We start from the raw sequence: 12,761 nt of genomic DNA, 5'->3' as shown, positions 1-12,761 counted from the left end.
CTGCCTCTTACTCCCCCAGGAAACCGTTGGCGATCGTCTGGCTGGTCACGCGTAGCAAGTCCAGGTAGGTGGGCACGGCGCCGCCGGCGTCCGTGAGCGAGTCGACGTAGAGCACGCCGCCGTAACGCGCGCCCGTCTCCCGCGCCACTTCCTTCGCCGGCTTGTCCGAGACGGTGCTCTCGGAGAACACCACTGGGATGGCGTTCGCGCGCACGACGTCGATGACCTTCCTGACCTGTTGCGGGGTGCCTTGCGCGTCGGCGTTGATGGGCCAGAGGTAGAGCTCCTTGAACCCGAAGTCGCGCGCCAGGTACGAGAACGCGCCCTCGCTCGTCACCAACCACCGCTGCTCTTCCGGTACGGCAGCGAGCGACTCCCTGATCGGGCCGATGACGCCCTCGATCCGAACCTTGTAAGCCTCGGCGTTCGCCTCGTACACGGCCGCGTTCGCCGGGTCGTGCTCGACCAGCGCGGCGCGGATGTTGTCGACGTAACGGAGGGCGTTCGTCGGCGACATCCAGGCGTGCGGGTTGGGGAGGCCCTCGTAAGGCCCCTCGAAGATGCCGATGGGCTCGATGCCGTCGCTGACGACGACGCTGGGGACGCCCTTGAGGTTCTCGAAGAAGCGCTGGAACCAACGTTCCAGGTTGAGGCCGTTCCAGAGGATGAGGTCGGCGTCCTGCGCCCGACGCACGTCGCCGGGGGTGGGCTGGTAGTCGTGGATCTCGGCGCCGGGTTTCGTTATGGACTCGACCACCGCGGCGTCGCCGGCGACGTTGCGCGCCATGTCGGCGATGACCGTGAAGGTGGTGACGACCTTGAACCGCTCCTGGGCGAACGCCGTCGAGGCGCCTAGGAAGACCAAGCCGCCGAGCAGTGCCAGCCTCAAGGTGACCGCGCGAGCCAGGGCGAGTGGTCGAGCGTGTTGGGACGGGCTACGCATCTTGCCTCCAGTGGTTTCGGCTCACGCCGGCTGCCGGTCCGGCAGTTTCTTCGCCGCGACTAGTGCGCGGTTTAGCCTCGCCTAATCTAGCGTGCCGGTTCGAGCGCGTCAAGCGCCCTCGGCGGGCACGCCTCACCGACCGGAGGCGTGCGGGCATGACCCGCGCGCCTTACGTTTTCGAAGACCACTCGCAGGCGTGTCGAAGGCCGCTAGATGACCAGGTTCTCGCCCAGAACGAGCGAGGCGAGCTCGCGAGACAGCGCGACCTTGCGCCCCCGCGCGCCGTCGCCGATGCCGACGAACTCCAGGTGCAGCAGGTTGCCGCCGGGCTCGAGCGAACGGAGCACGAGTTCGGCACCCGGCTCGACCGAGCGCGACTCGAGATAGGCGAGCACGGCGCGGTCGCGGGTCAGGAGCCGATGGACGCGGAACCGCCCACCCAAGGCGAGGTCGGCCAACGGCGTGGTCGGGGCTACGGGCACGCTGCCGTCCACTCTCGGTATCGGATAACCGTGTGGGTCGAACTCCGGGTCGTCGAGGTGCTTGGCCAGCCTCTCCGCGAACACGTCGGAGACGACGTGCTCCATGAGCTCCGCCTCCTGGTGCACCTCGTCCCAACCGAAGCCGAGCTGGGTGACCATGAACATCTCGAGGAGCAGGTGGCGCCTGACCAGCCGCAGCGCCTCGCGGCGCCCGGCCGGCGTGAGCGAGGCGCCGCGGTACGGCTCGTACGCGACGAGCTCCGCGCCGCTCATCTTGCTCAGCATGGCCGTGACGGACGGAGCGGTGACACCCAGCTCGCGCGCGATCTCGCCGGTACCGGCCACGCCGTCGCCGGCCAGCAACCAGATCGCCTTCAGGTAGTCGCCGACGGAGCTGGAGAGGCGGGCGGCGCCGTCGTCCTTGTGCTGGGCCGCGGCGGCGTCCGCCGGGTCGATCATCTCCTCGCCACCGCTCCGGCTTGACGCGAGGACGGCGCCCGCGTCCGCCGCGACCCCGTTCGCCTCGGCCTCGTTCACCGCCTTGCGCTCCTTAGCCATGCCTAAACGTTAGGGCAGCGCGGGTCGGAACGCAACCGCGGGGGCTGGAACGCGACCGCGGACAACCGCGGGGGCCGGAACGCAGCCGCGGACAACCGCGCTGGCTGGAACCACGCCGACGCTCCTTAGGCTTCGGTCGCTGGCGAAGACGAGCCCCGCGCAAGACCCTGGTGGTGGCGATCAAGACATGATGGTTGTGGTAGATAGACTTAGCTAGACTAAACTAAGGATATGAAGAGGGGCAGCATGAAACCGCCGGTCGTGAACGTGCACGAGGCCAAGACCCAACTGTCCAGGCTGTTGGAACGCGCGCACGCAGGCGAGGAGATAATCCTTGCCAAGGCGGGCAAGCCTTACGCGCGACTCGTACCGTTGGAGGCACCGGAAACGGAACCTCGCGTGCTGGGAGGCCTCGTGGGGCTCATACCCCCGATCGATGACTCCGCTTTCTTCGACGCCCTACCAGAGGAAGAGCTCCATGCTTGGGAGGGGGGCCAGACGGCGTGAGACTCCTGCTGGATACCCACGTGCTCGTCTGGAGCGCCACCGACCCGGAGCGCCTCTCCAAGACCGCGACGACAACCCTCCTGGACCCGGTCAACCGACTGTTCGTCAGCTCGGCAACGTCGTGGGAGATAGCGACCAAGCAGCGCATCGGCAAGCTTCCACAAGGCGGAGAACTCCTCGAGTCCTTCGAACTCGTGCTCGCCGATCTTCGAGCGAGCCTGATCTCCATCGGTCACGAGCACGCCGTTCTGGCCGGCTCCATGCCCGGCACGCATAGGGACCCGTTCGACCGCATGCTGGCGGCGCAGGCGCAGGTCGAGGACCTCCACCTGATCACGCGCGATCCGGCGTTCTCCGACCTCGGCGTACGCGTGATCTGGTGAGCCCAAGCGTGGCCACCCGTAGCCCTCTTCCGTTACCCTAAGCGCCATCATGCCGACGCCAACCGCGACGTCCACGAGCGCGCCGGCTCCCGCCGAGGCCCGCAACCGCCTGATGTTGCGGGTGCGCAACGCGATGGACAGGCATTACGCGCGGCCCCTCGACGTGCCCGGACTCGCAGCGAGCATCGACATGAGCGAGGCGCACTTCATCCGCACGTTCAAGGCCGTGTTCGGCGAGACCCCGTACCGCTACCTCCAGCGCAGGCGCGTCGAGCGCGCCATGTTCGCGCTGCGGCAGTCGCGGCGGAGCGTCACCGACGTCTGCTTCGACGTCGGCTTCAACAGCCTCGGCACGTTCAGCCGCACGTTCAAGGAGATCGTCTGCGTCTCCCCTTCCGAGTATCGCGGGCTCTACCCGCCCGTCGCCGTCCCGACGTGCTTCTTCAAGGCCTGGGCCCGTCCGAGCAGTTTTGGAGAAGCGCCTGCCGACGGGGACGGCTAGAGTCAAGCGTTCGCCACGAGCGACGCCGCCGCGAGCGGCCGGGAGGAAGACCGATGCTCAAAGGGATCAACATCTCCAACGTGCTAGTCCTAGACCAGAACGAGGCCCTCGACTTCTACGTCGGCAAGCTCGGTCTGGAGGTGAGCAACGACGTCGAATTCGGGTTCATGCGCTGGCTGACGGTCAGGGTACCTGGCGGCAGCGGCCCGGAGATCCTTCTGGAGGTGCCGGCACCGCCCAGCATGGACCCGGAGACGGCCGCTCAAGTGAGGGAGATCGTCACGAAGGGCGCCACGGGCTTCACGGTCGGTTTCATAACCACGGACGCCCAGGCGATGTACGAGACCCTCAAGGCCAAAGGCGTCCAGATCACGGACGAGCCGACGAAACGCGACTACGGCACGGACTTCGGCATCCGCGACCCCTTCGGTAACCACATCCGCATCGTCCAGTACCACTGAGGCCGAACCGGCCCCAACCCCCAAGCCACTGGAGAGCAGGCTCCGAGCGGCCCCGGACGCGGGGCCGCTGCTCATGGCGACCGGGCGTTACCATGCGGCGTCCCCCGTACGCGGCGCCGGGGCGTGAGCCGCGTGAAGGCGAGGGTCGGAAGGACGGGAAGATGAGCGTGTCTGCCAACCGAGGCAAGCGGTCGTGAGCGGGTTGCCGGCGGGAGTAGCAAGCATCGAGGACCTGAGGCGCCGGGCCAAGCGCAGGCTGCCCCGCATGGTGTTCGACTATATCGACGGTGGGGCGGACAACGAGCGCACCATGCGCTCGAACTCCGCGGCGTTCCGGGACATCGTGTGGCGCCCGAGGGGCGCGGTGAAGTTCGGCGAGGTCGACCTCGGCACGACCGTACTAGGCCAGCGCCTGCCCTTCCCCATCATCCTCGCGCCCGTCGGGTCGTCGCGGATGTTCTGGCCGCACGGCGAGGAGGCGGCAGCGGCGGCGGCCGGCGAAGCGGGCACGATCTACACCCTCTCCACCCTGTCCGGCACGCGCCTGGAAGACGTGCGGGCCGCCAGCCAGGGCACGTGCTGGTACCAGCTCTACCTGTGCGGCGGACGCGACGTGGCCGCGAGCGCCATAGCGCGTGCCAAGGCGGCCGGCTACTCGGCGCTGGTGGTGACGATAGACACGGCCGTGGCCGGCATGCGCGAGCGCGACATCCGCGACGGCGCGCCTCAGCTCATCGCGAGGAAGTTCCCGGCCATGCTGCCTTACGTTCCGCAGGTCATCGCGCGACCGTGGTGGCTCCTCGATTTCTTCCAGGAGGGCGGCGTCATGAACTTCCCGAACGTCGTCCTGCCGGACGGCCCGATGAAGTACGGCGACATCGGCGCCCAGCTCGCCGCCGCGGCGGTGGCGTGGACCGACCTCGACTGGATCAAGGAGCTGTGGGACGGGCCGATCATCGTCAAAGGCGTCCACGTCGCGGATGACGCACGGCGAGCCGTTGACGCGGGCGCGAGCGCGGTCGTCGTCTCCAACCACGGCGGCAGGCAGCTCGACGGCGTGGCGCCCTCGCTGCACGCCCTGCCCGAAGTCGTAAAGGCCGTTGGCGACCAGGTCGAGGTCCTCCTAGACGGCGGCATAAGGAGCGGCGCCGACGTGGCCACGGCGCTCGCCGTGGGCGCCAGGGCCGTGCTGATCGGCAGGGCGTACGCGTATGGCCTCGCCGCCGGTGGGAAGGCGGGCGTGGCGGCGACCATCCAGATCCTGCGCTCCGGGCTCGAGCGCATGCTCAGGCTGCTCGGGTGCCCGTCGATACACGAGCTCAGCGACGAGTTCTACAGCCTGCCCGACGGGTGGCCGAACGCCTGAGGGCGTACCGTCCCTCGGATCAGAGGCTGCAGCTTAAGCAGCGCCTAAACCGTTCGCGGCGCGCGTTCGGCCCGTCCTAGGACGGTCGCGAGCCGCTCCGCCTCGCGTTCGAGCGCAGCGGTCGGCTCGGGTCCTAGCTCGTCGAACCAAGCCACCTCGATGTCGGTGCCACGAGCCCGCCAGGTGCCCGACACCACGCCGCCTCGGATGACCAGGTTCGAGCCTTTCGTCGCCAGCGCCCGCCACGCCGGCGCGAGCAGGCGCTGGTCGGCGGTGCCGGGACCGAAAAGCCACGGGTCGAACCCGGGCAGCAGCCGAACGACGTCGGTGGGCTCGACCGAGCCAAGTCCATCCAGGTCCTCGGTCAGAACGTACCCTTGAACGCCTGCGACGCTGACCGTGGTCACGGCGCCTCCGAGGTCGGCGATCCAGGTCGTGAGACGGCGGCGGGGGACGCTGAGCCCTTCGGTGAGCCAGTAGGCGAGGTTGGCGAGCGTCGCGGGGCCGTAACTCCGCAAGTACAGCTCGATCGCTCGGCGTCCGGCCTCGCCCACGGCGGGGAGGCCCGGCCAAGCCGGGTCGTTGCTCAAGAGGCGGAAAGTTGTCTGCCCGGCCTTCGTGGGTCCGAAGCAGATGTCGCCCCGCCAGTGCAGCGGCTTGTACAGGGCGTCGGCGCCAGCGCCGGTGGCATCGGTAGCAAGGTGGCGTAAGGTCGGGCTCTTGACGAGGTGGGCTCGGAGCTCCGCGCGCGTCGCCGGTCCCTCCCCAAGCAGTTCACGCACCGCGTAGCGCAGGGGCTGCCGGTCGTCCAGGGCGAAGCCGGTACTCGGGAAGGGGGCGACGCCCCTTCGCTCACCGGAGCCTCTTGGACACAGAATGGTGGTGGCACGTGACGGGAGCGCGGATACGAGATGGCTGAGAAGATCGACTTCAAGAAGACGCTAGACAGCTACCAAGCCCGACCCGACCGGTTCGAGCTCGTCGAGGTGCCCGACATGCAGTACCTGATGGTCGACGGGCACGGGGACCCTAACACGTCGCCCGCCTTCGCCGCGGCCCTCGAGGCGCTGTACCCGGTGGCCTACAAGCTCAAGTTCCTCAGCAAGCGCGAGCTCGGGCGCGACTACGTCGTGCCGCCGCCCGAAGGGTTGTGGTGGGCCGAGAGCATGAACGCCTTCACGACGTCACGCGACAAGTCGCGCTGGGACTGGACGGTGATGCTCATGGTCCCCGACTGGCTCGACCGCGGCGCGTTCGAGACCGCCGTGGAGCAGGCCAGGGCCAAGACCCCGCCGGCACGCCTCCGCGAGGTCCGCCTCGAAACGTTGTCCGAGGGCCGGTGCGTGCAGACGCTGCACGTCGGCTCGTTCGACGACGAGGCGGGCGTTCTGACTCGGATGCACGACGAGTTCATCCCCGCGCACGGCCTGCGCATGACCGGGAAGCATCACGAGATCTACCTCAGCGACCTGCGCAAGGTCGCCCCCGCCAGGCTGCGCACGATCCTCAGGCAGCCCGTCGCCGCCAGCTGAACGGTGCTCGCGTCCGGCACTACGGCGTAGCGGCCGGGACCGGCCAGGGTGAGCGCTATACGTCATGTTAGGAAGCCGATCCGCAGCTACTTACGCGCAGCAGGACGCCCGCGACGGGCCGACTATACGTAGGAAGCCGTCACCCGCCGGTTCACGCCGTCGAGGGTGACCTCGCCGCCGTACGGCAGGATCCACTGCGGCCTGGTGTGGCCGAAGGGCGGCCCGACGCAGACCACGGCCTCGGGGTTGTAGGCGCTCGCCTCCTCGAGCACCGCGTCGCGCTGGGCGGCGCGCTCCCGCGGAGAAGCTCCGACCTTGCGCGTGGTCGGGAACTCGACCGGCACGAGCCCGGTGACCTCGGCCAGGCGTCGCAGCGCCTGCTCATGCACCGCGGGCGCGACGGCCGGGGCGGCGAACGACGGCGAGAGGACCGCCACCTTGTCGCCCGGACGTGGTTTGGCTGGGTTGACCAGCGGGCTGCGCATGGTCATAGAGCCTACTCGACCGTCTCGGGTCGGTAGGCCGTCAGTGCGCGTACCTTCCCCGCAGCTCGATGGCGATCTGCGCGGCGTCCAGGTCGATCAGGGCGTCTTCCAGCACGTCGGCGTCGAAGACCCCGTTGTCGCGCGCGTCGAGCAAGGTGGACCGCTGGGCGTCGAGCACGGCCAAGCGATGACCGGTGGACAGCGCGAACTGCTCCTGTCTGGTGGCGCCGTCCGGGACGGCGGGTTCGGGAACGGCCTCGCTGGTCTCGCGCATGAGAGCCACTATCCTGGCGCGCTCGGCGGCCGTATCCTCCGCCAGCGCCGCCTGACCCCCTTTCGGCGCCATGACCCGCAGCAGCGGGCCGAGGGTGCCGCCCTGCAGCAGGAGCGACGCGACCGCGACCGCGAAGGCGATCAGGATGAGGACCGACCGCTGCGGGGTGTCGGCGGGGAGCGTCTGGGCCGCAGCCACCGTGACGGCGCCCCGCATGCCCGCCCACACGACGGCGGCTCCTTCCCGCCAGCCGAGCGGGGCGCGCAGGAGGTACTGGATGTCGGCGAGCCCGCGCGTGACCCTCACAGCGAACCGGTCGAGGTCTTGCTCCGTGGCCTTACGTCCCGCGGCGTTCAGCCTGTCTAGCGTCCGTTGCCTGCCCTCCTGCGTGCTGATGCGCTCCTGGAGGCCCTGGAAGCGCGGCCGCATCTTGCCGTAGATGCGGCCGCGCGCCGACAGGATGCCGAGCAGCGGGGCCACGTAAGCCGCCCTGACGAGGATCGTCAGGAGCAAGGCGCCCGAGGCCACCAGCACGGCGGTGCCGATGCCGGCATGGTCGTTATGCACGTGCGTCAGGATCGAGGTCAGCTGCAGCCCCATGGTCAGGAACACGGTGCCCTCGAGCACGAGCTCCACCGTGTGCCAGTTCTGCGAGTCGGACAGCCGGTTGCGCGGCGACAGCACCCGCGGCGCTCGGAAGCCCGTGATCAGGCCGGCCACCACGGCCGCCACGAGGCCGGACGCGCCGAGCAGCTCGGCCGGGATCGAGGCCACGAACGGCACGGCGAACGAGATCACCGTGTTGACGGTCGCGTCGGTCACATGCTTGCGGACGGCCAGATTCAGCGCGCCAACGGCCGCGCCGATCAGTAGCGCGAGGACGACGGCGTACGCGAAGGTCCCGACGGCGCCCCAGAAGGAGAACGAGGCTGCCGTGGCGACGATGGCCGTGCGCAGGAGCACGAGGGCGGTCGCGTCGTTGAGGAGGCTCTCGCCGTCCAGTATCGTCACGACGCGCCTAGACACGTTGGAGCGCTTCACGATCGAGGTCGCCACCGCGTCGGTCGGACTGACGATCGCGCCGAGCGCCACGCCCCACGTGAACCCGAGGCCGGGCACGACGAGCATGAAGAACAGGCCGAGCACGAGCGCGGTGCCGACGACGAGGAGCACGGACAGGCCGCTGATCGTCCCGAAGTCGCGGCGGAAGTTCATCGTCGGCAACGACACGGCCGAGGAGTACAGCAGCGGCGGCAGTAGCCCTTCCAGGATCCATTCGGGGTCGATCTCGAACGCCCCGAACATGGGAAGGAAGCTGGCCGCGACGCCGATGGCCACCAGCACGAGCGGAGACGCGACGCCGAAGCGCGGGCCGATGACCGTCGCCCCGGCGATCACCAGCAACCCCGTCACCAGTACGACCAGCAGTTCCGTCACGCTTTCTCCTCCGCTCGGGGGTTTAGAACCGCGAGCATGTAGGCGGGCTCGGGCAGGCAAGGCGGTCGGTAGCTCGGCTCGCGGGTGTTGCCGTCCATGAGCGTCCTCCCGACCATCCTCGGCATTATCGCCGGCAGCCGGGCTCCTCTAGCACGCAAGCGTCGCCCCTGAGGCCAGGGCGTGGCCTGGCGCCGTCGCCCCCTCGGGCGGCTCACGACCGCCGGCCCCTGGGTCTCGACTTGACCCCTTGCCTGGAAGCCGCGCCGCAGTGCACCATGCGTCCACCATGGAGCCACAAGTATCGCTACGCACGCTGACGACCGACGACCTCTCCGCGGTCCTCGCCTTGGAACTCGCCGAGGGTCAAGACAAGTTCGTGGCCCCGAACGAGTACACGTTGGCGGAGGCGTACCTCGCGCTGACGACGGGCGAGTTCGTTCCTTGCGTCTACGGGATCTTCCTGGACGACGACGTGGTGGGTCTGATCGCCATCGCTCACCAACCCGCGGAGAACGAGGGCGACGAGCCGTTCTACGAGATGTACCGGTTCATGGTTGACCGGCGTCACCAGCGCCGCGGCATCGGCCGCCGCGCACTGGAGCAGGCCATCGCCATCCTGCGCACCAAGCCCCTCGGTCCTGGAAGCCACGTCGCCACGAGCTTCGTGCCGGGCAACGACATCGCCAAGGCGCTGTACTTGCAGTTGGGGTTCAGGGAGACCGGCGAGTTGGACGGCGACGAGATCGTGGCCGTGATGCCGCTATGACACCGACCGCGTCGCCGGCGTGCTGCTGAAGGCCCGAGCACCGCGCGCGGCGCCTGGATAGGATGGGCGTATGCGCGCGATCGTCTTGGACGCGGTAAGGGCCCGGCCGGAGGTCCGCTCGGTACCCGAGCCGGCGGTTCCCGCCGACGGCGTGGTGGTGCGGGTGATGGCCACGGGCATGTGCCGCAGCGACTGGCACGCCTGGGCGGGCCACGAGGACATCGCGTTCCCGCACGTTCCCGGCCACGAGCTGGCCGGGGTGATCGTCGAGACGGGCCCTGAGGTGAGACGCTGGCGCCCGGGCGACCGGGTGACCGTGCCGTTCGTGTGCGGCTGCGGCCGCTGCGAGTGGTGCGAGTCGGGCAACGCGCAGGTCTGCCCGGACCAGCAGCAGCCCGGGTTCACCCATTGGGGCTCGTTCGCCGAGTACGTGGCCCTGCACGCCGCAGACACGAACCTCGTGGCCATCCCTGAGCAGGTCGAGTACGCGACCGCGGCCAGCCTTGGCTGCCGGTTCGCGACCGCCTTCCGCGCCCTGTCCGCCCGCGCCCGCGTGCGCGAGGGTGAGTGGGTGACCGTCATCGGCGTCGGCGGAGTGGGTTTGAGCGCCGTGATGATCGCCCACGCCATGGGTGCCCACGTGATAGCCGTCGATCGCAACGCCGAGGCTTTGGCGGTCGCCGAACGAGTCGGCGCCGACCACGTCCTCACCACGGACGGAACCGACATCCCCACGACCGTGGCCGAGCTGACGGACGGCGGCAGCCACGTCGCCGTGGACGCGGTCGGCAACGAGCAGGCGTGCGCCGATTCGATCCTGAGCCTGCGGCGCCGGGGTCGTCACGTCCAGGTGGGCCTCCTGCCGCCCGTCGCCGGTCACCCCCGGGTGCCGATGGCCAGGGCGATCGCCTGGGAACTCGACCTGCTAGGCAGCCACGGCATGGCCGCAGTCGACTACCCGAAGATGCTCGAGCTCATCGAACGCGGTGTCCTGCAGCCGCAGCGACTGATAGAACGCACCATCGGTCTCGCCGAGGCCGCCGAGCTGTTGCCGCGGTTCGACCGGGCGACCGTCGCGGGGATGACCATGATCTACCCGGCGCGGTGATGTCGCCGACCGGCTTCACCAAGGCCCAGATGAACGCCGCCCGAGTCCGGCCTGCCTAACGCCTCACCGGCCGATACGTGACGTGCGTCACGAGCGAAGCGGCCCTCACGGACACGCGCTCGAGTTGCTGCGGCGGCACGCCGTCGAACACCCGCTCTCCCGCACCAAGGACGCAAGCTGTGACATGGAGCCGCAGTTCGTCCAGCAGGCCGGCCGCGAGGTACTGATTGACGGTGCGGGCGCCGCCGGCGATGGAGATTTTCCGCTCACCGGCGGCCGCGCGCGCCTGCTCGAGTGCCGAATGGATGCCGTCCGTGACGAAGTAGAACGTAGTGCCACCCAGCATCTCGATAGGCGCGTGCGCGTAGTGCGTGAGCACGAAGACTGGCCCCTGGTACGGCGGCTCCTTGCCCCACCACCCGCGCCAGTCGCGGTCCCATTCGCCGCGGACGGGGCCGAACATGTTGCGCCCCATGATGGTAGCGCCCGAGTCGAGGATCGCGTCAACCTCGGCGCGGTTCTCCTCGTAGGTGTCGAACATCCAGCGGTGCAACCAACCGTCGTCGATGTCGCCGAAAGGCGCCTCCTCGCGCTGGTTCAGACCCGTCGCGAAGCCGTCCGCCGATACCGCGATGTCGCAGTACACCTTGCCCACGTGGTTCCTCCTAGGGGCAGCGGGTCTCCGCCACCAGTCGGCGCCAGCCCGGGACGACGGAGCTCGCGACCGGACTTGCGAGAGAGACCGAGTAGAGGAAGGGCGCGACGAGCACCGCGTCAGGCGTCCGAGCGGTTTCAGGATAGCGCATGGCTCTACGCGCGTTCCCGCTCCTGTACGCGAGTAACGTCGAGCGAGTGGCGGAACTCTATCTCCGCCTGGGCTTCGTCGAGCGCTTCCGCATGGCGGGCCAGCAGAGGCGCAACTCGATCTGTTGGTTCGCCTTCAGCGACTGATCCCAGGGTCCCACCGATGCCGCCACGCCCGAGGCCTTGGCGCAGGGGGCTGACACGCGCGTGACAGATGATGACGGACTCCGTGTACGAGGGCAGGTCGATGCGGGGCCTCATCGACCTGATGCGCAAGGGCTACTTCCACGCCGGTTCCCGCGTCCGTTACGTGCTTATAGGCAAGGTGTCGGCCATCAACGCATACAGCAGCTACCTGCCCTGGTACGGCTGAGCTGCAGCCAGCTTGACCGAGGTCCTGGCGCCCCGCCCTCGGCAGTGCGACCCTGCTTCCGTGACCAAGGACCTGACCTCGATGAAGATGGGCCGACTCCTGGCCGAAGTCCCCGAGGCGCGCTCGGTCCTGCGGCGTCGCGGCGTCGACCCGCTGCAGCGCTGCCACAGCGCGGCGCTCAACCACATGACGCTCAGGCAGGTCCTCGGGCGCACGTGTCCGGTGGACGACGTGGAGGCAACGTTCGCGGAGCTCGGTGAGTTGCTGGGAGCCTCGGGCTTCTAGTCAGGGTCTTCGCGATAGGCGAGATCGTCTCGCGCACTGAGTGCCCGAGAACTCTAGACCTGTAGGTAGTCCTTCATCGCCTTCCTAACCGTGTCCACATCGCTAACAGGTGCCGACGAAACCTTGCGCTTGACGCGTTGAGGATCGATGGATCTTAACTGTGGGACTAGTACCCTGCTTCGGCGGTCCGGATCTCTCTTGGTCGGGGTCGCCAGGACCGGCGTCAAGGCACCGCAGCCCCTCGTAAGTGTTGTCGTGAAGGGCACGATAGTCAGCAGTTCATAGTAGCGGCCGCATCTTTCCGGGGACGTGGCAACAACCAGACACGGGCGGGCGTCGAGCGAGCCTTGCTCGTGGCCGACGACCGGCAGTAGGTCGACTATGACGATGTCTCCCGTCTGGAACATCGCCTACTCTTCGAAGGCAGCGAGCCACTCGCTAATCGCCTCTTCGGGCAGGTCACTTTCCAGCTCTCGTAGGGAGCGACCCAGTTCG

General features: G+C 68.7%; 18 protein-coding genes. 11 read left to right on the top strand and 7 right to left on the bottom strand.

Annotated features, from left to right (window positions below):
- Window positions 1-7: 7 nt before the first annotated feature.
- Together M9914_06080 and M9914_06075 are read right to left on the bottom strand one after the other, a co-directional pair.
- Window positions 8-889 carry a metal ABC transporter substrate-binding protein gene (locus tag M9914_06080; protein MCO5173745.1) on the bottom strand — a complete coding sequence of 294 codons (882 nt, stop codon included), beginning with the start codon at window positions 887-889 and terminating at the stop codon, window positions 8-10.
- A gap of 263 nt (window positions 890-1,152) precedes the next feature.
- A complete protein-coding gene (locus M9914_06075; GenBank protein MCO5173744.1) occupies window positions 1,153-1,983 on the bottom strand; it encodes a metal-dependent transcriptional regulator in 831 nt (276 codons plus the stop codon).
- 231 nt (window positions 1,984-2,214) lie between these two features.
- Between M9914_06075 and M9914_06070 the strand changes: the two genes are divergently transcribed.
- The 5 genes from M9914_06070 to M9914_06050 all read left to right on the top strand — a co-directional run bounded on the left by M9914_06070 (window position 2,215) and on the right by M9914_06050 (window position 5,202).
- Window positions 2,215-2,490 (top strand): type II toxin-antitoxin system prevent-host-death family antitoxin, encoded by a 276-nt coding sequence (locus tag M9914_06070; GenBank protein ID MCO5173743.1) that lies wholly within the window; start codon window positions 2,215-2,217, stop codon window positions 2,488-2,490.
- On the top strand, window positions 2,487-2,873 hold the full coding sequence (locus tag M9914_06065) for a type II toxin-antitoxin system VapC family toxin (protein ID MCO5173742.1): 387 nt from the start codon (window positions 2,487-2,489) through the stop codon (window positions 2,871-2,873). Before M9914_06070 ends, M9914_06065 begins: the two co-directional genes overlap by 4 nt.
- 49 nt (window positions 2,874-2,922) lie before the next feature.
- A complete protein-coding gene (locus M9914_06060; GenBank protein MCO5173741.1) occupies window positions 2,923-3,375 on the top strand; it encodes an AraC family transcriptional regulator in 453 nt (150 codons plus the stop codon).
- 53 nt (window positions 3,376-3,428) lie between these two features.
- Window positions 3,429-3,836, top strand: coding sequence for a VOC family protein (locus M9914_06055; protein MCO5173740.1), 408 nt, complete (start codon window positions 3,429-3,431; stop codon window positions 3,834-3,836).
- Window positions 3,837-4,029: 193 nt separating this feature from the next.
- Complete coding sequence (locus M9914_06050; GenBank protein ID MCO5173739.1) at window positions 4,030-5,202, top strand: alpha-hydroxy-acid oxidizing protein; 1,173 nt, start codon at window positions 4,030-4,032, stop codon at window positions 5,200-5,202.
- Between the two features lie 44 nt (window positions 5,203-5,246).
- Here M9914_06050 and M9914_06045 read toward each other — a convergent pair whose 3' ends face one another.
- Window positions 5,247-5,984, bottom strand: coding sequence for a winged helix DNA-binding domain-containing protein (locus M9914_06045; protein ID MCO5173738.1), 738 nt, complete (start codon window positions 5,982-5,984; stop codon window positions 5,247-5,249).
- A 129-nt stretch (window positions 5,985-6,113) separates the two neighbouring features.
- Here M9914_06045 and M9914_06040 point away from each other — a divergent pair, with 129 nt between their 5' ends.
- On the top strand, window positions 6,114-6,734 hold the full coding sequence (locus M9914_06040) for a GyrI-like domain-containing protein (protein MCO5173737.1): 621 nt from the start codon (window positions 6,114-6,116) through the stop codon (window positions 6,732-6,734).
- Window positions 6,735-6,856: 122 nt separating this feature from the next.
- Here M9914_06040 and M9914_06035 read toward each other — a convergent pair whose 3' ends face one another.
- Both M9914_06035 and M9914_06030 read right to left on the bottom strand, forming a co-directional pair.
- Window positions 6,857-7,219 (bottom strand): hypothetical protein, encoded by a 363-nt coding sequence (locus tag M9914_06035; GenBank protein MCO5173736.1) that lies wholly within the window; start codon window positions 7,217-7,219, stop codon window positions 6,857-6,859.
- A gap of 40 nt (window positions 7,220-7,259) precedes the next feature.
- On the bottom strand, window positions 7,260-8,930 hold the full coding sequence (locus tag M9914_06030; GenBank protein ID MCO5173735.1) for a cation:proton antiporter: 1,671 nt from the start codon (window positions 8,928-8,930) through the stop codon (window positions 7,260-7,262).
- A 286-nt stretch (window positions 8,931-9,216) separates the two neighbouring features.
- Between M9914_06030 and M9914_06025 the strand changes: the two genes are divergently transcribed.
- Window positions 9,217-9,696 carry a GNAT family N-acetyltransferase gene (locus tag M9914_06025; protein ID MCO5173734.1) on the top strand — a complete coding sequence of 160 codons (480 nt, stop codon included), beginning with the start codon at window positions 9,217-9,219 and terminating at the stop codon, window positions 9,694-9,696.
- A 70-nt stretch (window positions 9,697-9,766) separates the two neighbouring features.
- Window positions 9,767-10,804: a zinc-dependent alcohol dehydrogenase family protein gene (locus M9914_06020; protein MCO5173733.1), complete on the top strand. Its 1,038-nt coding sequence runs from the start codon at window positions 9,767-9,769 to the stop codon at window positions 10,802-10,804.
- 55 nt (window positions 10,805-10,859) lie between these two features.
- On the opposite strand, the gene M9914_06015 is transcribed toward M9914_06020, so the two are convergent.
- A complete protein-coding gene (locus M9914_06015) occupies window positions 10,860-11,459 on the bottom strand; it encodes a dihydrofolate reductase family protein (protein MCO5173732.1) in 600 nt (199 codons plus the stop codon).
- A gap of 149 nt (window positions 11,460-11,608) precedes the next feature.
- Between M9914_06015 and M9914_06010 the strand changes: the two genes are divergently transcribed.
- The 3 genes from M9914_06010 (at window position 11,609) to M9914_06000 (ending at window position 12,266) form a co-directional block, all read left to right on the top strand.
- The gene (locus M9914_06010; protein ID MCO5173731.1) at window positions 11,609-11,755 is read left to right on the top strand and encodes a hypothetical protein; all 147 of its coding nucleotides are present in this window, start codon (window positions 11,609-11,611) and stop codon (window positions 11,753-11,755) included.
- 70 nt (window positions 11,756-11,825) lie between these two features.
- Entirely contained in the window at window positions 11,826-11,981 is a 156-nt protein-coding gene (locus tag M9914_06005) for a hypothetical protein (GenBank protein MCO5173730.1), read from the top strand.
- Window positions 11,982-12,041: 60 nt separating this feature from the next.
- On the top strand, window positions 12,042-12,266 hold the full coding sequence (locus tag M9914_06000; protein MCO5173729.1) for a hypothetical protein: 225 nt from the start codon (window positions 12,042-12,044) through the stop codon (window positions 12,264-12,266).
- Between the two features lie 53 nt (window positions 12,267-12,319).
- On the opposite strand, the gene M9914_05995 is transcribed toward M9914_06000, so the two are convergent.
- Window positions 12,320-12,673 (bottom strand): type II toxin-antitoxin system PemK/MazF family toxin, encoded by a 354-nt coding sequence (locus tag M9914_05995; protein MCO5173728.1) that lies wholly within the window; start codon window positions 12,671-12,673, stop codon window positions 12,320-12,322.
- Between the last annotated feature and the right edge of the window lie 88 nt (window positions 12,674-12,761).

The sequence above is a fragment of the Trueperaceae bacterium genome, assembly GCA_023954415.1.
In the GTDB taxonomy this organism is placed as follows: domain Bacteria; phylum Deinococcota; class Deinococci; order Deinococcales; family Trueperaceae; genus JAAYYF01.
This window is presented reverse-complemented; position numbering and strand designations above follow the sequence as displayed.